The sequence below is a fragment of the Streptomyces sp. NPDC023157 genome, assembly GCF_055560575.1.
In genome coordinates this window covers 992028-1011719 of sequence record NZ_JBVHIL010000001.1, presented here as the reverse complement: position 1 = coordinate 1011719, position 19692 = coordinate 992028, and the positions used below count along the sequence as shown (strand labels likewise).

The following is a 19692-nucleotide window of genomic DNA, read 5'->3' as shown; positions in this document are numbered from 1 at the left end:
CCGGGGGTGCTCCGTCCGTGGGCGCCGCATACCGCGGTTGGTGTACGCGGACCGCATCGCGTACGACCTGAGGAGGCGGCCGAGTTCCGCCCCGGGGCAGCCGGGTCGGCGTCGTCCGGCCGCCTAGGCTCGACACCATGCAGCTGCGACTTCCCCGGAGGGGCTTCCCTCGACCCGGTCTGCCGAGGTGGGCGGCGGTCGCCGCCGTCCTCGCCGTGCTCGTGGGCGGCGCCGGTACCTGGACCGCCGTCGCCTCCGACGAGCCGCCGACCGTGCACCGCGCGGACCGGATGCTCGACCTCGACGGGGTGCGGATCGACACCTCGTACTTCACCGCGGGCGGTTCCGGCCGTCGTCCCGCCGTCCTTCTCGGGCACGGCTTCGGCGGCTCCAAGGACGACGTCCGCGAGCAGGCCGAACGGCTCGCCGGCGACGGGTACGCGGTGCTGACCTGGTCCGCGCGGGGCTTCGGCAGGTCCACCGGGCAGATCGGGCTCAACGACCCGGAACGCGAGGTCAAGGACGTCCGGGGTCTCGTCGACTGGCTGGCCGGCCGGCCGGAGGTGCTGCTCGACAAGGCGGGCGACCCGCGTGTCGGCGTCACGGGCGCGTCCTACGGCGGGGCGATCTCGCTGCTGGCCGCCGGGTACGACCCGCGCGTGGACGCCATCGCGCCGCAGATCACGTACTGGAACCTGGCGGACGCCCTGTTCCCGAACGGCGTGTTCAAGAAGCTCTGGGCCGGCATCTTCTTCTCCGGTGGAGCGGGGGTGGGGCCGGCGGGCGGGAGCGCGAACGCGCGCGGGACCTCTGACGTTGCCTGTGGGCGTTTCAGTGCCGAGGTGTGCGCCCTGTACCAGCGGGTCGCCGTCTCCGGGAAGCCCGACGCGGCCGCCCGTGAGCTCCTGGAGGCGCGCAGCCCGTCCGCAGTCGGCGCCCGCATCAAGGTGCCCGCGCTGATCGTCCAGGGCCAGTCCGACTCGCTCTTCACCCTCGCCCAGTCCGACGCCATGGCCCGGACCATCGCCGCGAACGGCGCCCCGGTCGCGGTGGACTGGACGGCGGGCGGACACGACGGCGGCGACCGGGAGACGGACCGCGTCGAGGCGCGGATCTCGGCCTGGTTCGACCGCCACCTCAAGCGGGACACGACGGTCGCGACCGGCCCGGCCTTCCGCGTGAGCCGCACCGGCGGCGTCGACTCCACGGACGGGCGCGCGACCCTGCGCGGCGCGACGGCCGACACGTACCCGGGCCTCGCGGCGGGGCAGGTCCCGGTGGCGCTCTCGGGCCCGGCACGGTCCTTCGCCAACCCAGCGGGCGCGAATCCGCCCGCGATCTCCGCGGTCCCGGGCCTCGGCGGCGGACTCTCGCAGCTCTCCTCGCTCGGCGTGGGCCTGTCCCTGGACTTCCCCGGCCAGTTCGCCGCCTTCGACGCCCGGCCGCAGACCCGGCCGGTCCGGATCACCGGCTCGCCGACGGTCAGGGTCCGGGTGACGTCGACCGCCCCCGACGGCTCGGCGGTCCTCTTCGCCAAGGTGTACGACGTGGCGCCGGACGGACGCCGGCAGGTGCTGCCGGCCCAGCTCGTGTCGCCGGTACGGGTGGCGGACGCCGGGCGCGGGCGCACCGTCGACCTGACGCTGCCGGCCGTGGACCACGAGGTGGCGGCCGGCCACCGGCTGCGCCTGGTGCTCGCCGCGACGGACCTCGGGTACGCGTCGCCGGCCGCCCCCGCCACGTACACCGTCGGTGTCGAAAGCGCCCTGACGGTGCCGACCGCGCCGGGCGTGACGACGCAGGCGGCGGGGCTGCCGTGGTGGGTGTGGGGCCTGCCGCTGGTGGGCGTCGTCGTCGCGGCGGCGCTGCTCCTGACGGCCCGCCGCAAGGTGACGCCGCCCGCCCCGGACCCGGCGCTCGCCGAGGTCCCGCTCCAGATCACCGGCCTGTCCAAGAAGTACAAGGGCGGCGACCTTCCCCAAGCTCTCGGCTTCGCTCGAGCAGGGGAGACCCCATTCAGCGTCCGCGACCTGTCCTTCCGGGTGGAACAGGGCCAGGTCCTGGGCCTGCTGGGCCCCAACGGCGCGGGCAAGACGACGACCCTGCGCATGCTGATGGGCCTGATCACCCCGGACGAGGGCGAGATCCGGGTCTTCGGCCAGGCGATCCGGCCGGGCGCGCCGGTGCTCTCGCGGGTCGGCGCGTTCGTGGAGGGCGCGGGCTTCCTGCCGCACCTGTCGGGCCGCGAGAACCTGGAGCTGTACTGGCGGGCCACCGGCCGCCCCGCCGAGGACGCGCACCTCGACGAGGCGCTGCGGATCGCCAACCTGGGCGGCGCCCTCGAACGCTCCGTCCGCACCTACTCGCAGGGCATGCGGCAGCGCCTCGCGATCGCGCAGGCCATGCTGGGCCTGCCCGACCTGCTGATCCTGGACGAGCCGACGAACGGTCTCGACCCGCCGCAGATCCGGGAGATGCGGGAGGTGATGATCCGGTACGCGGCCGGCGGCCGGACCGTGATCGTCTCCAGCCACCTCCTCGCCGAGGTCGAGCAGTCCTGCACCCATCTCGTGGTGATGGACCGCGGCGGCCTGGTGCAGGCGGGCCCGGTGCGGGAGATCACCGGCTCCGACGACACGCTCCTGGTCACACTGGGCGGCCCGGTCCCGGACACGGTGGTGGAGAAACTGGGCGCGGTACGGACCGACGCCGGCCTCCTGGTCCGCCTCGACGCCGCCACGACCCCCACCGCGCTGATCGCCGAACTCGTCCGCCTGGAGGTGCCGGTGACGGGCGTGGGACCGCACCGGCGCCTGGAGGACGCGTTCCTGACCCTGATCGGAGAGACCGCATGACCGCCGCCGCTCTCGGCTACGCTCCCGCCCGCACCCTGCCCCTGCGGGTGGAGGCCCTACGCCAACTGAAGCGCCGCCGCACCCTGGTGATGGCCCTGATCCTGGCGGCCCTGCCCTTCGTCCTGATCGTGGCGTTCGCGATCGGCGGCGGTCCGGACGGCTCGGAGAACAACCGCATCACGCTGATGGACACGGCGACGGCCTCGGGCGCCAACTTCGCGGCGACCTGCCTGTTCGTCTCGGCGGGCTTCCTCCTGGTCATCCCGGTCGCCCTGTTCTGCGGCGACACGGTCGCGTCGGAGGCCGGCTGGTCGTCCCTCCGCTACCTCCTGGCGGCCCCCGTCCCCCGCGCCCGCCTCCTCTGGTCGAAACTCGCCGTCGCCCTGGCCTTCAGCGCGGCGGCCATGCTCCTCCTGCCCGTGGTGGCCCTCGCAGCGGGCACGGTCGCCTACGGCTGGGGCCCCCTGAAACTCCCCACCGGCGGCACCCTCCCCGCCACCGACGCCCTCCTCCGCCTCGCCCTGGCGACGGCCTTCGTCTACGTCTCCCAACTGGTCACGGCCGCCCTCGCCTTCTGGCTCTCCACCCGCACCGACGCCCCTCTGGGCGCGGTCGGCGGCGCCGTCGGCCTCACGATCATCGGCAACGTCCTCGACGCCGTCACCGCCCTCGGCGACTGGCGCGCCTTCCTCCCGGCCCACTGGCAGTTCGCCTGGGCGGACGCCCTCCAGCCCCAACTGGAGTGGTCGGGCATGCTGAAGGGCACGGCGATCTCGGCGACGTACGCGGTGATCCTCTTCGCGCTGGCGTTCCGGGGGTTCGCGCGGAAGGACATCGTGTCGTAGCCGGAGTCGGCGCCCGCGTCACACCCACCCTCTCCGAGCCGCTTCCGCCCCCGCGCGGAAGCGGCTCGTCGTGCCTAGTGCGGCCATCAGTTCGCCGACGCGGCGGCTGTACGTGCGGGGGGACATGCCGAGGCGGGTGGCGGCGGCTTCGTCGGTGAGGCCGGAGAGGAGGGCTTCGAGGACGGGGCGGAGTTGGTGGGGGAGGTCGTGGGTGGGGGTGGTGAGGCCTGTCAGGTCCTGCCCGGTGTCCCAGGAGGTGTGGTGGGCGCGGACCAGGGCCTGGATGACGACGGGGTCGCGGATCAGGAGGAGGCCGTTGTAGTGGAGCTCCAGGTCCAGGGGGACGGCCGCGACCGTGCGGTCGACGACGATCATCTTGAACGGGATCGCGTCGCAGACTCTGGCCCGGCCGGGGATCCGTAAGGTGCCCGCGAGTTGGGGGAGGGCGTGGCGCGGGACGATGCGCCGGACCTCCGCGGCCCGCTCCGCCGCCGCCCGCATGCACGCTCCTGCCAGCTCCAGGAACGGCTCGGGGATCGCATGCGACGCGGAGGCGGCCGGGTCGTCGAAGGTCAGCAGCTCGTGCCGCGCCGAGGCGGCCAGGCCCGCGAGGGCCGCGCTGACCCGGCGGGTGCCGCGGACCGGGCGCGCAGGAGGGCGTTGGAGCTCGGAGCCGGCCCGGCCCATCGCCGATCGGGCGAGCATCACGGAGCCCGCAGTCTCTGACACCGCTGACCACCCCCGCCCGTTCGGTGTGCCACTCCATGTACGCACGTGACTGCGTACGGTGACAACCCCTGTTGACAAAGGTGGCGAGTCCCTGCCACTGCGGCGTGCCCCAGGCGCCGTTGCCGCATTGAGATCCATCCGCAACCCCTTCGTCTGCTCCTTCCGGCCCGCTCGGACGTCACATGCACAAGTGGCTTACGGCAAGGGGGAGATGGGCATGGAACGAAGGCTCTCGACGGGATGGCTCGCCGGACTGCTCGCCGGGACGCTCCTGCTCGCCGGGTGCTCGGCGGGTTCGGACGGTACTCGGCACGCCAGGAGCGACCGGGCCGCACCCGCACCCGACCGGGGCGCGCCCAAGCGCACCGCGCCCGACCGTGCCGCACCCGCGCCCGGGCTCTCCACGTTCGCCCTGGACGTGGACACCGCCTCGTACGGCTACGCCCGCCGCACGCTCGCCGAGGGGCGGCTGCCCGAGCCGACGGGCGTCCAGCCCGAGGAGTTCGTCAACAGCTTCAAGCCCGACTATCCACGCCCGGGTGACAACGGCTTCAGCGTCACCCTCGACGGTGCCCGCTCCGACGCCGCCGGCTGGTCACTCGTCCGTGTCGGGCTCGCCACCCGGGCGAGTGACGTCGAACGCCCGCCCGTCGCCCTCACGTTCGTCGTCGACGTCTCCGGCTCCATGGACGAACCGGGGCGGCTCGACCTGGTCAAGGACGCGCTCGGACTGCTCGTCGGCCGGCTGCGGGACGACGACTCGATCGCGCTCGTCACCTTCAGCGCCGAGGCGAGGACCGAACTGCCCATGACCCGGGTCGGCGGCGCGCGCCAGCGGATCCGCGAGCTCGTCGGCTCCCTGGGGACCTCCGCCGCCACCAACGTCGAGGCCGGCGTCCGCACCGGTTACGACGTCGCCGTCGAGGGGCACCGCAAGGGCGCCACCAACCGGGTCGTCCTGCTCTCCGACGCCCTCGCCAACACCGGGGACACCGACGCCGACGGCATCCTGGAGCGGATCGACGAGGAGCGCCGGGAGTACGGGATCACCCTGTTCGGCGTCGGCGTGGGGAGCGAGTACGGGGACGCGTTCATGGAACGGCTCGCCGACAAGGGGGACGGCAGCACCACGTACGTCTCCACCCGAGAGCAGGCCCGCAAGGTCTTCGTCGACCAGCTCCCCGGCCACATCGAGCTGCGCGCCCGCGACGCCAAGGCGCAGGTCGCCTTCGACCCGAAGACCGTCGAGAGCTTCCGGCTCGTCGGCTACGACGACCGCGAGGTCGCCGACGAGGACTTCCGCGACGACCGCGTCGACGGCGGCGAGATCGGCGCCGGGCACACCGTCACCGCGCTGTACGCGGTCAGGCTCCGGCCCGGGAAGAGCGGGCGGGTCGCCACCGCCACCGTCCGCTGGCTCGACCCCGTCACCCGCGCGCCGCACGAGCGCTCGGGTTCGGTGGCCTCCGCCGCCCTCGCCGCACCGCTGTGGGGGGCCGGGCACGACAGTCTCCAACTGACCGCGATCGCCGCCTACTTCGCCGACCGGCTGCGCGGTGAGCGGCTCCCGGGAGCCCCCGCGCTCTCGTTGCTCGCCTCCCGCGCGGAAGCACTCGCCACGCGGGCCCGTTCGGCCTCCGTCCAGGAGCTCGCCCAGGCGATCCGTCAGGCGGACTCCCTGGGGGGCGGATCCAGGGGTTCGGATCCTTATGCCGACTGATACCGAGCGGCACTGATCGATGCCGAGTAGTTCTGACTGATATCGACCAGGTACTGGCCGGTGTTGACCGGCGCTGACGGATGCTGACTGGCGCCGGCGGGGCGTCAGGCCTTTCGGTCTGTGGGCGATCACGGACCGAAAGGTCTGTTTTTTCGTTGCCCTGAGTGATGGTGAAAGGGCGTCAAGGGTGCTGCGTGGTGTGGGGGTTGGGGAGACCTGACGTTCTGCGCCTCGCCCTTGTCGGCGTTTCCGCAGGTCGGAGCGGTTTCCGTCCGATACGTGAGATGGTTGGGTTCATTGCGAACAAGGCTTCGGGTATCTTCCTGCTGCCGGAAAATTGGTACCCCCAGGTTTGTTTTCTCGGGCCACCGGGATGCCGGTTCGGGCGATGAGAGGGATGTGACTCCCATGGCGAAGCAGGATCGGGCGATCCGCACCCGTCAGGCGATCCTGGAGGCGGCGGCTGCCGTCTTCGACGAGCGGGGCTACGAGGCCGCCAAGCTCTCCGACATCCTCCAGCTCGCCCAGGTGACCAAGGGCGCGCTCTACTTCCACTTCGACTCCAAGGAAGACCTCGCGCACGCGGTGATCGACGCCCAGGTGTCGGTCGTGCCCATGGCGCCGCCGCAGATCTCCAAGGTGCAGGAGTTCGTCGACGTCGGCATGGTGTTCGCACACCGGCTGACCTGCGACCGGGTGCTGAGCGGCAGTGTGCGGCTCACCCTCGACCAGGGTGGGCACGAGCTCAACCGGAGCGGCCCCTACCGGGAGTGGACCGAGATCAACCTGCGGCTGCTCAACGCGGCGAAGGAGGCCGGCGAGCTGCTTCCGCACGCCGATCCCGAGGAGATCGCCCCGCTGGTCGTCGGCTCCTACTCGGGGCTGAATCTGATGTCGCACGCGCTCGAAGGGCATCGTTCGTCGATGGAGCGCTGGGCTTCGGCGCTCTATCACCACCTGCTGCCCAGCATCGTCGTTCCTTCTGTGTTGACCATGCTCGACCTGGAGCCCGGCCGGGGTGCGCGTGCACTCGGAGTGTCGGACGAGCGCTCCTAGGGGAGCCCTCAGCCTGTTGAATCAAACCGCGATGGCGGTTTCTTTGGCATGCTGGCCGGATGACACCTGCACTGCTGCCTGAAAACGATCCCCAAATCATACCCCTGGGTCCAGTATCTGGATTCGCGGGTACGTTTCGCTGGGCGTTGACGACTCGCTGATGAGGGCGGATCGGTAGAAAAGGGACGAAAACGCCACCCTTGGGGTCCTGCGATTCCGTACCGTCCGGTTTCTTATTGACATGCATCGCGGTCTCTTTTCTAATCATCGAGGGTCATCCCGTGCACAGACGCTGAGGGGGCAAAGTGGACGTCCGGATCCTGGGAGGGCTGTCGGTACGCGAGAACGGGGTGTCGATCACCCCGACCGCCGCCACGCCACGACAACTGCTCGCCCTGCTCGCCGCCAGTGCCGATCAGGTCGTTCCGGTCACCGTCCTCATGGAGGAGGTGTGGCCGTCCGGCGCGCCACGCGGCGCCCGGGTCGAGCTCCACTCGCACGTCCTCGGGCTGCGGACGCTCATCGCCGCCGCGCTCACGGAGGGCCTGACCGCCGTCGGCCGCCGGGCCGGCGAGGACGCCGACGGGCGCACCGCCGAGACCGTTCTCGCCGCCCAGTCCGGCGGCTACCGCCTCGACACCGGAGGCGGCTCCCACGACGTCTGGCAGTTCGAGCGCGCGGCGGGCGCCGGATACCGCGCCATGGAGGCCGGCGACCTCGCACGCGCCGCGCTCCGCCTCGGCGAAGCCCTCGCCCTGTGGCGCGGCGAGCCGTACGCGGGCGTCGACGCGGGCCCCCGGCTCCGCGCGGAGACCGAGCGGCTCGAAGCCTCCCGGCTCAGCGTGCTCGACCAGTGGGTCGAGGCGCAGCTCGGGCTCGGCCGGCACGTCGAGATGGTCCCCGAGCTCGCCGTCCTCGCCGCCCGGCACCCCGTCAACGAGTCGCTGCACGGCCAGTTCATGGTCGCCCTGCTGCGCTCCGGGCGCGCCGACGACGCCCTGGAGGCCTACCGCAGGCTCTGCGTCAACCTCCAGCGGGACGGCGGCCGGGAGCCCTCGGCACGGCTCCGCCGCCTGCACCGCTCGGTGCTGACCGTGCGGGACGCCGGGCTGCCCCGCATCCCGGCCCAGACCAGCGGTCTGTGGCCGCGGCCCGTACCGGCTGTGGCCGGCATGGCGGCGAGCCTGGTCTGAGGCCCCAGGCCTCAGGAGCCGGTCAGTCATCCGGCAGGCGTTCGACAGGCGTCCGGCAGGCCTGTGACGTGCTGTCGGACCCAAAGGGGAATGAAGTGGTCGATCTCACCGTTGACCGACGTCGACGACCGAATTATTTTCGGCCAGCGGAGGGAGTTGAGGCATGTCCTACGACAGCGCGGACGGAGGCGGGGGTGCCGACGCGCTCACCGTCCTGGAGCTGCTGGCCCGACAGGCCCCACCGGGCCGGTTCGCCGAACTCCTCGACCAGGCACGGGTGGCAGGCCTCCCCGAGAGTGAACTCGGCGCCCTGGAAAGGGCCGTTCACCTCGCCACCGGCGTCAGCTGCTCCCTCGCCCGCCGCGAGCAGCGCGAGGAAGGGCTCGCCGCCCTCCTCGACACCACGCGGGACCTGACCCTCCCGTACGACCTGGACGGCCTGCTGCGGGTCGTCACCCGCCGCGCCAAGCGCGTCCTCGGCCTCGACCTGGCCTGCGTGACCCTGCGCGGCCCGCACGGCGGCCGCCTCCTGCACAGCGCCGAAGGCGCCCTCACCGCGCTCGACCCGGCCGGCTGCCCCACCCTCTTCGAAGGGGACGGACTCGGCGGCCTGGTGCAGGCGCTCGGCGAGCCCGCCTGGACCGAGGACTACCTCGCCGACGCGCGTTTCGCCCACTCCGCCGCCATAGACGAGCTCGTACGGGCCGAAGGCCTCCGGGGCGTCCTCGCGGTGCCGCTGCGCACCGGCGACAGCACCCTCGGCGTGCTCTACGGCGCCGACCGCAGCACCCGCCGGTACTCCGCCGACGAGATCGCCCTCGTGGCCGCGCTCGCCGACCTCGCCGCCGTCGCCACCGAGAAGTCCGGGCTCCTCGACCAGACCAGGGCCGAGGTCACCGAGCTCGAACGGGACAGCTCCCGCGCCCGCACCCGCCTCACCCGGATGCGCTACATCGGCGAGGCGCACAGCCGCATCATGAACCTGATCCTGGCCGGCGGCGACCTGCGCAACGTCGCCACCGCCGCGGGCGACGCCCTCGACGGGGCCGTCCTCGTCCGCGACCCCGGGGGCCGCACCCTCGCCCAGGCCGGGGAGCTTCCCGGCCTCGACGAGGACGCCGTCGCCAAGGCCTCGCTCGACGCCCACGCGGGCCGCCGCCCCGTCCTCACCGCGGGCGACCCGGGGCAGCCGGGACCGGCGGGGGACCGCGGCCACCCGGACGGCGCCGGCGACCAGACCTGGGTCGCGCCGGTCCTCGCCGGCTCCGAGGACCTGGGCGTCCTCGTCGTCCGCGCCGCCACCCCGCTCACCGGCGAGGACGAACGCCTGCTCGAACTCGCGGCCCAGTCCGTCGCGTTCCTGCTCCTGATGCAGCGCTCCACCGCCGTCGCCGAGGGCCCCGTGCGCGACGAACTCCTCGACGACCTGCTCTCCGAGCCGCAGCACGCGCCGCAGCAGATCGCCCAGCGCGCCCGCCGTCTCGGCCTCGACCTGCGCAAGCCGCACGTCGTCGTGGTGGCCCGCCCGGAGGGCGGCGAGCAGGGGCGCGCGGTCGTGTGGGCCTCCTCGTACGCGTACCGCATGTCCGGTCTGAAGACCGTGCACGGCGGCGCGATCGTGCTGCTGCTGCCCGGCGTGGACGCCTCGGCCGCCGCGAAGGCCGTCTCGGGCGAGCTCTCCCCGCTGCTCGGCCACCCCGTCTCGGTGGGCGCCGCCGGTCCCGGCTGGAGCCCGGACAGCGTGAGCCGGCTCTATCTGGAGGCCATGCGCTGCCTGGACGCGATGGGCGCGCTGGGCGGTTCGGGTGCGGCGGCGTCCGTGCAGGACCTGGGGTTCCTCGGGCTGCTGCTCTCGGACGACCACGACGTGGACGGGTTCATCGAGTCGGCGATCGGGCCCGTGCTCGACTACGACGCCGAGCGGTTCACCGACCTGACCCGCACCCTGGAGGCGTACTTCGCCTCCGGCGGCAGCCCCACCAACGCGGCCGAGGCTCTGCACGTGCACCCCAACACCGTCTCGCGCCGCCTGGAGCGGATCGGCGAACTCCTCGGCGCGGAGTGGCAGAAGCCCGGCCACGTCCTGGAGGTCCAGCTGGCGCTGCGCCTCCAGCGCACCCGCGACGTCCTGGCCCGCCAGCGCGCCGACCTCCGCGACACGCGCGGCACGACGCCGTCCTGCGACCGTCCGGGGGCGTGAGGGCGGGGGAGTGAGGGCAGGGGACCACCGCGCCCGGTGACCCGCGCCCGGGGTTGCCATGCCACCGGACGAGCTGCCGCCCCGCCGTACCACTCGCACGCCACCAGCCACCAGCCACCAGCGCCGGACCTCGGGCATCGGGCATCGGACACCGGGGATCGAGGCCCGGGCAGTAAGCCCGGGCCCCCACCGTCAGCCCGCCGAGCGCCCCTGCACCTGCCCGTACGCCGTCGGTGCCGCCGCCGTGTTCCAGCCGGGGGCGAGGACGGTCGCCGCGTGGGCGGCGGAGGCGAGGGTGATGTGGCGGTGCCAGCCGCGGAACGAGCGGCCCACGAAGTCCCGCAGGCCCGCGCCCTCGCCGACCGCCCGGAAGTCCCGCTCCACCCGCCGCGACAGCTTCGTCAGCCGCAGCAGCGGGCCGACCGCCGAACCGGTCAGGTCCGTGATCCACAGCCGGGCCGGGGCCCGCCGCGGGTCGTCCCACTCGCCGAGCAGCAGCAGCGGGCGCTGCCGCTCCCCGGCCGGTACGGGCAGGGTGACCCGTACCGCCGTGGCGAGCGAGGTGCGCGAGGTGCGCACCCCGGCCGCCGAGTCCACCCAGCTCACCGGGCGCCGCAGCCCCTTGAGGGACTCCAGGATCTGCAGGGCCGTCAGCGGGCCCGCGCCGAAACCGGGCAGCGAGCGGTCCGCGACGGTCAGCCGGCAGCCGGTCCCGATCCGGGCCACCACCGGCACGCCGGCGACGGCGAGCCGGTGCAGGGCGGCGCGGCCCGCACCGCCGCGGATGTCGAGCAGCAGCGGCTTGCGGGTCACCTCCGGCCAGCGGGCGGTGTCGAGCGCGGCGTTGACCGCGCACTCCTCCAGCGTCTCCTCCGCCGCACCCTCGGGTACCTCCGCACGGTCGCGCCGCGTGCGGTCCTTGACCCAGGGGTCCGGCAGGAAGAGACGCCAGTTGACGGGGACGCTCAGCTCCTCGGAGGCGAACCACACCCCGAAGGCCTGCTGTCCGCGGAAGACCTGGCCGCGCTCCGGATCGAAGCGGCGGTCGACACCGACCGAGTGGTCGCCGGCCTTCGGTATCGGCATCGGGCGCACCACCCATGCCTGCGGCCCGTTGTTCTGCTGCAGGAACCGGGCCAGCTCGGCCCGCATCGGCCGCCAGTCCCACGTGGAGCTGGAGATGAAGTGGTGCAGGCTCTGCTCCGCGGCCGGCCCGCCGATCTGGGCGGCGATGTTGCGGATGGACTTGCGGCCCTGCGCGGTCAGCAGCCCGCGCAGATACTGCTCGGCCTTGATCCGCTGATCGCGGCGCGGGAAGGCGGAGAAGAGCGCGGCGCACAACTCGCCGTATACGTCCTCGTCGGCCGCGTCCCGGGGCGCGGCGACGGTCCTGAACCTGGTTGCGACGGATGTACTCACGACACTCCTGACCGACGGTTGCGCAGCTCCCTCCAGCTGCCCCTCAAAGGTCGCGGTTCCGCGCCGCCACGACGAGGTGTACCCGGCACCCGTCTGGGCCGCCGGATGGTGGCCGGACCACCGCCATACCCCGCGGGGGGATCTGACAGACTCGCCGGACGGGCTTTGACCCGTGCGCGGCTCGGCCCGGACCATCACTTCCGAGGCTGCACGGGCCGGGCTCCGGTTAATGCCCCAGGCCGGGGACCGTGCCTGTGCGTCTCGCTTCTTCCGCAGGCCCCGCGTACCCGCGGTGAGCTGCGCGGACCGGCCCGTACGCGGGTCCGCGCGCCCCGAGCGCCTAACCTGGTCCCATGGGATTCCGCGGGCAGCTTCCGGTCGTCGGCGTGGTCGCCGCGGGCGGTGCGCTCGGTGCCTCGGCCCGGTACGCGGCGACGCTCGCCTGGCCCACCCCGGCCGGCGCCTTTCCCTGGACGATCCTCACCGTCAACGCGGCCGGCTGCGCGCTCCTCGGCGTGATCATGGTGTTCACCACCGAGACCCTCACCCCGCCGCACCCGCTCCTGCGCCCCTTCCTCGGCACCGGCGTCTGCGGCGGCTTCACCACCTTCTCGACCTACTCCCTCGACACCCAGCGCCTGCTCGCCGCCGGGGACGCCACGCGCGGGCTGCTGTACCTGGGCGCGACCGCGCTGACCGCGCTCGCCGCGGTGTGGGCGGGCGTCACCGCGGCCCGGGCCGCCGCCCGCGCCGTACCGGCAAGGAGGCAGCGATGACCCGACTCGAGGGCCCCGCCCTGCGCCTGACGGTCCTCGTCGGCGAACGCGACACCTGGCACCACCGGCCGCTCTACACCGAGATCGTGCACCGCGCCCACGAGGCCGGTCTCGCGGGCGCCTCCGTCTTCCGCGGCATCGAGGGCTTCGGCGCCTCCTCCCTCGTCCACACCACCCGCCTCCTCTCGCTCGGCGACGACCTGCCGGTCGCGGTCCTGATCGTGGACACCGAGGAGCGGGTACGGGCCTTCCTGCCGCGGCTGGAGGAGCTGGTTTCGGACGACCTGGTGATCCTGGAGGCCTGCGAGGTCGTGCACTACGCGGGCGGCGGGGGCGCGACCGAACCTCTTGAGCCCCCCACCGGCTCCCACCCCCCGGCGTCCCAGGAGCCGCCCGAGTGAACTGGCTGCTCGTCGTCCTGGGCGCCGCCGTCGGCGCGCCCCTGCGCTACCTCACCGACCGTGCCGTCCAGGCCCGCCACGACTCGGTCTTCCCCTGGGGGACCTTCACCGTCAACGTCGTCGGCTCCCTCCTCCTCGGGCTCCTCACCGGCGTCGCGTCCGCCCGCATGGGGCTGCTCCTCGGCACGGGCCTGTGCGGGGCGCTCACGACGTACTCGACCTTCTCGTACGAGACCTTGAAGCTGTACGAGTCGGGCGCCCGGTTCTACGCGGTGGCCAACGTCCTCGGGAGCATCGCCGCCGGGCTCGGCGCCGCCTGGCTGGGTGTGGAGCTCGCCGCGCGCTGACCGGCGCCGCGCGGCGCCGGCCGGACGTCAGGACCGCGTCAAGAGGGGGCGCGCGGGCGTCAAGAGCGCGGGAGGAACGGGCGCCGGTGGCCGGAGCGCGGCCCAGGCTGGGCAGGTCTGTCGGGATCTGTCGTGAAGGGGAACGCGCGCATGGGCGTCCGGACTGTTGTGACCGAGGCCGCACGGGGCACCGAGGAGCCTCCTGATCCCGGGTCCCGGCATCGGCTCACCGCCCTCACCGGACTCGCCGCCCTCTCGCTCGACGCGATGGCGTCGGTGGCGTACGGGCCGGAGGCCATCGTCCTCGTGCTGGCCGCCGCCGGGGCGCACGGGCTCGGGTTCACCCTGCCCGTGACGCTGGCCATCGCCGGGCTGCTGGCCGTGCTCGTGGCCTCGTACCGGCAGGTCATCGCGGCGTTTCCGGACGGCGGCGGGTCGTACGCCGTCGCGAAGGCGCACCTCGGGCGGCGCACCGGGCTGGTCGCCGCCGCCTCGCTCGTCCTCGACTACGTCCTCAACGTCGCCGTCGCCGTCACCGCCGGGGTCGCCGCGCTCACGTCGGCCTTTCCCGGGCTCTACGGGGACCGGCTGTGGATCTGCCTGGGGGTGCTGCTCGTCGTCACGGGCGTGAACCTGCGCGGCATCGTCGACTCGGCCCGCGCCTTCCTCGTGCCCACCGCCGTGTTCGTCGGCGCGATCCTCGCCATGGTGGTCGTCGGCCTGTTCCGTGACGCGCCCGTCTCCACGGTCGCCTCCGCGGGGCACGCCTCCGTCCTCGCCGACGACTCCACCACCGTCGGCGCGCTGCTCCTGCTGAAGGCGTTCGCCTCCGGCTGTTCGGCGCTCACCGGTGTGGAGGCCATCGCCAACGCCGTGCCGTCGTTCCGTACGCCCGCCGTCCGCCGCGCCCAGCACGCGGAGCTCGCGCTCGGCGCGCTCCTCGGCGTGATGCTGATCGGTCTGTCGGTGCTGATCTCCCGCTTCGGGCTCCAGCCGGTCGAGGGCGTCACCGTCCTCGCCCAGCTCGCCGACGCCTCCTTCGGGCACAACTGGGTTTTCTACGTGGTCCAGTTCGCGACCATGGTGCTGCTGGCGCTGTCGGCGAACACCTCGTTCGGCGGACTGCCCGTGCTGCTGAAGCTGCTCGCCCGCGACAACTACGTGCCGCACGTCTTCGGCCTCAAGGCCGACCGGCAGGTGCACCGGCACGGGGTCGTCTGGCTCGCCGTCGTCTCCGCCGCCCTGCTCGTCTTCTCCGGCGGCGACACCAACACCCTCGTGCCGCTCTTCGCCATCGGCGTCTTCGTCGGCTTCACCCTCGCCCAGACCGGCATGGTCCTGCACTGGCGGGCCCGCCGGCAGGGGGGCAAGGCCGCCCTCAACGGCTTCGGCGCCCTGCTCACCGGTGTCTCGGCCCTCGTCGTCACCGCGACCAAGTTCCACGACGGCGCCTGGCTGATCGTGATCGCCCTGCCCCTGATCGTCGGCGTGTTCGAGCTCGTCCACCGGGCGTACGGGCGGATCGGCGAGCGGCTCGGCGTCGGCCGCGTCCCCGAGCCGCCGCACCGCGCGCGCTCCCTCGTCCTGGTGCCCGTCTCCTCCCTGACCCGGCTCACCAGCGAGGCCCTCACGGCCGCCGTCTCCCTCGGCGACGAGGTCCGCGCGGTCACCGTCTGCCACCCCGACCCGGAGGACCGGGAACAGACCGAGGCCCTGGAACGCGACTGGGCCCTGTGGAACCCGGGTGTCCCGCTGATCCGCCTGACCTCGGGCCGCCGCTCCCTGGGGCGCCCGATCACGGCGTACGTCCACGAACTCCGCGCCGCCCACCCGGACACCCGCGTCACGGTCCTCGTCCCGGAGGCCGAACCGGAGCGCCTGTGGCAGCGGCTGCTGCAGAACCGGCGGGGAGCCGTCGTCGCCCACGCGGTGCGCCGGGACACGGACGCGGTGGTGTGCCGGCTGCGGCTGCGGATCTGAGGCGTGACCCCTCGCGCGCGCCGGAGCGCCACCGGGTGCGGAGGGCGCGGCCGGACGTCGCGTAGAGGATGCGTCAAGAGGGCGCCCGGCGGCGTTAGGGGCCCGTCAACGGCGGCGGGGGCCTGTCCGAAAAGAGGTTTGCTCAGCAGGTCAGAAACATTCGCTCTCTCTGTCAGGAGCTCACGATGGCCGACCTGGCCTTCGTGGCCACCACGATCGCGGTCTTCGCTCTGGTGGCCTTCATCGCCAAGGGGGTGGCGAAGCTGTGAGTGCCGAGAACGTGATCGGTCTGCTCGTCGCCGTCGCCCTCCTGGGGTATCTGGTCCTCGCCCTCGTCAAGCCGGAGAGGTTCTGAGCCGGATATGAGTCCTGTCCTGGCTGGGGTTCTCCAGCTGCTGGCGCTGGTGGTCGCGCTCGGTCTGTCGTACCGGCCGCTGGGTGACCACATGGCGCGTGTCTACTCCTCGGAGAAGCACTACAAACCCGAGAAGTGGATCTACAAGGCGATCGGTGCGAACCCGAACGTGGAGATGCGCTGGCCCGCGTACCTGCGGGGCGTGCTCGCCTTCTCCGCGGTGAGCGTCCTCTTCCTCTACCTGTTGCAGCGGGTGCAGGGCTCGCTGCCCGGCTCGCTGGGCTTCGTGTCGATCGACCCGGACCAGGCGTTCAACACGGCCGCGTCGTTCGTCGCGAACACCAACTGGCAGTCGTACTACGGCGAGCAGGCCATGGGCCATGTCGTGCAGACCGGCGGCCTCGCGGTGCAGAACTTCGTCTCGGCGGCGGTGGGGATCGCCGTGGCGGTCGCCCTCGTCCGGGGCTTCGCCCGCTCCCGCACGGGCGAGCTGGGCAACTTCTGGGCGGACCTGGTGCGCGGCACCGTCCGCATCCTGCTCCCGATCGCGGTGATCGGCGCCCTGGTGCTGGTGGCGTGCGGTGCGATCCAGAACTTCGCAGGTATCCACGAGGTCGGCCAGTTCACGGGCGGCTCGCAGCAGTGGAACGGTGGCGCGGTGGCCTCGCAGGAGGCCATCAAGGAGCTGGGCACGAACGGCGGCGGCTACTTCAACGCGAACTCGGCCCACCCCTTCGAGAACCCCAACGGGCTCTCCAACCTCTTCGAGATCTACCTGATCCTCGTCATCCCGTTCGCGCTGACCCGGACCTTCGGCCGCATGGTCGGCTCGGTCAGGCAGGGGTACGCGATCCTGGCGACGATGGGCACCATCTGGGTCGGCTTCACCGCGCTGATGATGTGGACCGAGTTCGCGCACCACGGCCCGGCGTTCGACCTGGCGGGCGGCGCGATGGAGGGCAAGGAGACCCGGTTCGGGATCGGCGGCTCGTCGCTCTTCGCGGTGGCGACGACGCTGACGTCGACGGGCGCGGTGAACTCCTTCCACTCCTCGTACACCGGTTTCGGCGGCGGGATCACGATGCTGGGCATGCAGCTCGGCGAGATCGCGCCCGGCGGTGTCGGCTCCGGCCTGTACGGCATGCTGATCATGGCGATCATCGCGGTGTTCATCGCCGGCCTGATGGTCGGCCGCACCCCGGAGTACCTGGGCAAGAAGATCGGCACCCGCGAGATCAAGTTCGCGGCCTGCTACATCCTCGTCACCCCGGCCCTCGTGCTGACCTTCACCGCGCTCGCGATGGCCCTGCCGACGCCCGCCGACTCGATGACCAACTCCGGCGCGCACGGCTTCTCCGAGATCCTGTACGCCTACACCTCGGGCGCCAACAACAACGGCTCCGCCTTCGCGGGGCTGAACGCGGACACGCAGTGGTTCAACGCGACGATCGGCATCGCGATGCTGCTCGGCCGGTTCCTGCCGATGGTGTTCGTGCTCGCGCTCGCGGGTTCGCTTGCCGAGCAGACGCCCGTCCCTGAGACCGCGGGCACGCTGCGGACGGAGAAGCCGCTGTTCACGGGGCTTCTCGTCGGCACGATCGTGATCATCACCGGTCTGACCTACTTCCCGGCCCTCGCGCTGGGCCCGCTCGCCGAAGGGCTCGCGGCATGAACACCGACGTAGAGAAGCAGCAGGCCTCCATGTCCTCGTCCTCCCTGACCTCACCCTCGGCGGCTCCGCACAGTGACGTCCCCACCGGCCACCAGCCGGCATCGGGCCGCGTCGGCGGCGGGCTGTTCGACCCGAAGCAGCTGATCGCCTCCTTCCCGGACGCGATCAGGAAGCTCGACCCGCGGGTGATGGTCAAGTCGCCGGTCATGTTCGTGGTGTTGGTCGGATCGGTGGTCACCACCGGCCTTGCGATAAAGAACCCGGGGGACTGGTTCGGCTGGGCGATCACCGTCTGGCTGTGGCTGACCACGATCTTCGCCAACCTCGCCGAGGCCGTCGCCGAGGGTCGCGGCAAGGCGCAGGCCGACACCCTGCGCAAGGCCAAGACCGACACCGTCGCCCGCCGGATCAGCGGCCCGAACGAGGAGCGGGTCCCGGGCACGGAACTGCGCGTCGGGGACCTGGTGGTCTGCGAGGCCGGCGACATCATCCCCGGCGACGGTGACGTCGTCGAGGGCGTGGCCTCCGTCGACGAGTCCGCGATCACCGGCGAGTCCGCGCCGGTCATCCGTGAGTCGGGTGGCGACCGGTGCGCGGTGACGGGTGGCACGAAGGTGCTGTCCGACCGGATCGTCATCAAGATCACGACGAAGCCGGGCGAGACGTTCATCGACCGCATGATCAACCTGGTCGAGGGCGCGGCCCGGCAGAAGACCCCCAACGAGATCGCCCTCAACATCCTGCTGGCGTCCCTCACCATCGTCTTCCTGCTCGCCGTGGTCACCCTGAAGCCGTTCGCGATCTACGCCGGGGCCGACAAGCAGACCTCGATGATCGTGCTGACGGCGCTCCTGGTCTGTCTGATCCCGACGACCATCGGCGCCCTGCTCTCCGCGATCGGCATCGCCGGCATGGACCGCCTGGTCCAGCGCAACGTCCTCGCCATGTCGGGCCGGGCCGTCGAGGCCGCCGGTGACGTGTCGACGCTGCTGCTCGACAAGACCGGCACCATCACCCTGGGCAACCGCCAGGCCTCCGAGTTCGTCCCGGTCAAGGGCACCACCGAGGCCGAACTGGCCGACGCGGCCCAGCTCTCCTCGCTCGCCGACGAGACGCCCGAGGGCCGCTCCGTCGTCGTCCTGGCGAAGGAGAAGTACGGGCTTCGGGAGCGTCACCAGGGTGAGCTGTCCGGCGCCGAGTGGGTCGAGTTCACCGCCCAGACGCGCATGTCGGGCGTGGACGCGGACGGCCGCAAGGTCCGCAAGGGCGCGACCGGTTCGGTCGTGGCATGGGTGCGGGAACGCGGTGGCGAGGTCGCCCAGGACGCCCAGGACGTCACCGACGCCATTTCCCAGGCCGGCGGCACCCCGCTCCTCGTCGCCGTGGAGGACGCCGAGGGCGCGCGTGTCCTGGGCGTCATCCACCTGAAGGACGTCGTCAAGGAGGGCATGCGGGAGCGGTTCGACGAGCTGCGCCGCATGGGCATCAAGACGATCATGATCACGGGTGACAACCCGCTGACCGCGAAGGCCATCGCGGAGGAGGCCGGTGTCGACGACTTCCTCGCCGAGGCCACCCCCGAGGACAAGATGGCCCTCATCAAGCGGGAACAGGCCGGCGGCAAGCTCGTCGCGATGACGGGTGACGGCACCAACGACGCCCCCGCCCTCGCGCAGGCGGACGTCGGCGTGGCGATGAACACGGGCACGTCGGCCGCGAAGGAGGCCGGCAACATGGTCGACCTCGACTCCAACCCGACCAAGCTCATCGAGATCGTCGAGATCGGCAAGCAGCTCCTCATCACCCGGGGCGCGCTGACGACCTTCTCCATCGCCAACGACGTGGCGAAGTACTTCGCGATCATCCCCGCGATGTTCGCCGTCGCCTACCCGGGCCTGGACAAGCTGAACATCATGGGCCTGGCCTCGCCGGAGTCCGCGATCCTGTCCGCCGTCATCTTCAACGCGCTGATCATCATCGCCCTGGTCCCGCTCGCCCTCAAGGGCGTCCGCTACCGGCCCACCAGCGCCGACAGGATGCTCCGCCGCAACCTCGGCCTGTACGGGCTCGGCGGCCTGATCGCCCCGTTCATCGGCATCAAGATCATCGACGTGCTCCTCTCCCTCATCCCCGGAATCGGCTGA

Annotated in this window: 15 protein-coding genes; 13 read left to right on the top strand and 2 right to left on the bottom strand. The window is 72.4% G+C overall.

The genetic code is table 11. The annotated features are described in order from the left end of the window. The first annotated feature begins 137 nt into the window (after positions 1 to 137). Together ACZ3ZE_RS04610 and ACZ3ZE_RS04605 are read left to right on the top strand one after the other, a co-directional pair. Positions 138 to 2855 (top strand): alpha/beta fold hydrolase, encoded by a 2718-nt coding sequence (locus tag ACZ3ZE_RS04610; RefSeq protein WP_467257308.1) that lies wholly within the window; start codon positions 138 to 140, stop codon positions 2853 to 2855. Next, entirely contained in the window at positions 2852 to 3700 is an 849-nt protein-coding gene (locus ACZ3ZE_RS04605) for an ABC transporter permease (protein ID WP_361622404.1), read from the top strand. The genes ACZ3ZE_RS04610 and ACZ3ZE_RS04605 overlap by 4 nt, the downstream gene beginning before the upstream one ends. 18 nt (positions 3701 to 3718) lie before the next feature. On the opposite strand, the gene ACZ3ZE_RS04600 is transcribed toward ACZ3ZE_RS04605, so the two are convergent. Continuing rightward, entirely contained in the window at positions 3719 to 4429 is a 711-nt protein-coding gene (locus ACZ3ZE_RS04600; RefSeq protein ID WP_467257306.1) for a helix-turn-helix transcriptional regulator, read from the bottom strand. A 217-nt stretch (positions 4430 to 4646) separates the two neighbouring features. Here ACZ3ZE_RS04600 and ACZ3ZE_RS04595 point away from each other — a divergent pair, with 217 nt between their 5' ends. The 4 genes from ACZ3ZE_RS04595 to ACZ3ZE_RS04580 all read left to right on the top strand — a co-directional run bounded on the left by ACZ3ZE_RS04595 (position 4647) and on the right by ACZ3ZE_RS04580 (position 10598). Next, the gene (locus ACZ3ZE_RS04595) at positions 4647 to 6149 is read left to right on the top strand and encodes a vWA domain-containing protein (protein WP_467257305.1); all 1503 of its coding nucleotides are present in this window, start codon (positions 4647 to 4649) and stop codon (positions 6147 to 6149) included. 408 nt (positions 6150 to 6557) lie between these two features. Beyond that, the gene (locus ACZ3ZE_RS04590; protein ID WP_467257304.1) at positions 6558 to 7205 is read left to right on the top strand and encodes a ScbR family autoregulator-binding transcription factor; all 648 of its coding nucleotides are present in this window, start codon (positions 6558 to 6560) and stop codon (positions 7203 to 7205) included. Positions 7206 to 7510: 305 nt separating this feature from the next. After that, entirely contained in the window at positions 7511 to 8398 is an 888-nt protein-coding gene (locus tag ACZ3ZE_RS04585; protein ID WP_361162981.1) for an AfsR/SARP family transcriptional regulator, read from the top strand. Between the two features lie 163 nt (positions 8399 to 8561). Next, positions 8562 to 10598 carry a helix-turn-helix domain-containing protein gene (locus tag ACZ3ZE_RS04580; RefSeq protein ID WP_361162983.1) on the top strand — a complete coding sequence of 679 codons (2037 nt, stop codon included), beginning with the start codon at positions 8562 to 8564 and terminating at the stop codon, positions 10596 to 10598. A 192-nt stretch (positions 10599 to 10790) separates the two neighbouring features. On the opposite strand, the gene ACZ3ZE_RS04575 is transcribed toward ACZ3ZE_RS04580, so the two are convergent. Then, the gene (locus ACZ3ZE_RS04575) at positions 10791 to 12017 is read right to left on the bottom strand and encodes an IS701 family transposase (RefSeq protein ID WP_361162985.1); all 1227 of its coding nucleotides are present in this window, start codon (positions 12015 to 12017) and stop codon (positions 10791 to 10793) included. Between the two features lie 353 nt (positions 12018 to 12370). Between ACZ3ZE_RS04575 and crcB (ACZ3ZE_RS04570) the strand changes: the two genes are divergently transcribed. The 7 genes from crcB (ACZ3ZE_RS04570) (at position 12371) to kdpB (ending at position 19692) form a co-directional block, all read left to right on the top strand. Further along, positions 12371 to 12793 carry a fluoride efflux transporter CrcB gene (gene crcB / locus ACZ3ZE_RS04570; protein WP_467257302.1) on the top strand — a complete coding sequence of 141 codons (423 nt, stop codon included), beginning with the start codon at positions 12371 to 12373 and terminating at the stop codon, positions 12791 to 12793. After that, positions 12790 to 13194: a DUF190 domain-containing protein gene (locus ACZ3ZE_RS04565; RefSeq protein ID WP_363292552.1), complete on the top strand. Its 405-nt coding sequence runs from the start codon at positions 12790 to 12792 to the stop codon at positions 13192 to 13194. Before crcB (ACZ3ZE_RS04570) ends, ACZ3ZE_RS04565 begins: the two co-directional genes overlap by 4 nt. Next, a complete protein-coding gene (gene crcB, locus ACZ3ZE_RS04560) occupies positions 13191 to 13541 on the top strand; it encodes a fluoride efflux transporter CrcB (protein WP_361162991.1) in 351 nt (116 codons plus the stop codon). Before ACZ3ZE_RS04565 ends, crcB (ACZ3ZE_RS04560) begins: the two co-directional genes overlap by 4 nt. A 150-nt stretch (positions 13542 to 13691) precedes the next feature. Continuing rightward, positions 13692 to 15521: an APC family permease gene (locus tag ACZ3ZE_RS04555; RefSeq protein WP_467257519.1), complete on the top strand. Its 1830-nt coding sequence runs from the start codon at positions 13692 to 13694 to the stop codon at positions 15519 to 15521. Positions 15522 to 15786: 265 nt separating this feature from the next. After that, a complete protein-coding gene (gene kdpF / locus ACZ3ZE_RS04550) occupies positions 15787 to 15876 on the top strand; it encodes a K(+)-transporting ATPase subunit F (protein WP_361162995.1) in 90 nt (29 codons plus the stop codon). 7 nt (positions 15877 to 15883) lie between these two features. Further along, positions 15884 to 17548 (top strand): potassium-transporting ATPase subunit KdpA, encoded by a 1665-nt coding sequence (kdpA, locus tag ACZ3ZE_RS04545; protein WP_467257300.1) that lies wholly within the window; start codon positions 15884 to 15886, stop codon positions 17546 to 17548. Further along, positions 17545 to 19692, top strand: a complete 2148-nt coding sequence (kdpB, locus tag ACZ3ZE_RS04540) for a potassium-transporting ATPase subunit KdpB (protein ID WP_442304102.1) — start codon at positions 17545 to 17547, stop codon at positions 19690 to 19692. Before kdpA ends, kdpB begins: the two co-directional genes overlap by 4 nt.

Bases quoted from the DNA above. Each gene is read 5' to 3' on its own strand.
- ACZ3ZE_RS04610 (WP_467257308.1), top strand. From the start codon at position 138: ATGCAGCTGCGACTTCCCCGGAGGGGCTTCCCTCGACCCGGTCTGCCG.
- ACZ3ZE_RS04605 (WP_361622404.1), top strand. From the start codon at position 2,852: ATGACCGCCGCCGCTCTCGGCTACGCTCCCGCCCGCACCCTGCCCCTG.
- ACZ3ZE_RS04595 (WP_467257305.1), top strand. From the start codon at position 4,647: ATGGAACGAAGGCTCTCGACGGGATGGCTCGCCGGACTGCTCGCCGGG.
- ACZ3ZE_RS04590 (WP_467257304.1), top strand. From the start codon at position 6,558: ATGGCGAAGCAGGATCGGGCGATCCGCACCCGTCAGGCGATCCTGGAG.
- ACZ3ZE_RS04580 (WP_361162983.1), top strand. From the start codon at position 8,562: ATGTCCTACGACAGCGCGGACGGAGGCGGGGGTGCCGACGCGCTCACC.
- crcB (WP_467257302.1), top strand. From the start codon at position 12,371: ATGGGATTCCGCGGGCAGCTTCCGGTCGTCGGCGTGGTCGCCGCGGGC.
- ACZ3ZE_RS04565 (WP_363292552.1), top strand. From the start codon at position 12,790: ATGACCCGACTCGAGGGCCCCGCCCTGCGCCTGACGGTCCTCGTCGGC.
- ACZ3ZE_RS04555 (WP_467257519.1), top strand. From the start codon at position 13,692: ATGGGCGTCCGGACTGTTGTGACCGAGGCCGCACGGGGCACCGAGGAG.
- kdpA (WP_467257300.1), top strand. From the start codon at position 15,884: ATGAGTCCTGTCCTGGCTGGGGTTCTCCAGCTGCTGGCGCTGGTGGTC.
- kdpB (WP_442304102.1), top strand. From the start codon at position 17,545: ATGAACACCGACGTAGAGAAGCAGCAGGCCTCCATGTCCTCGTCCTCC.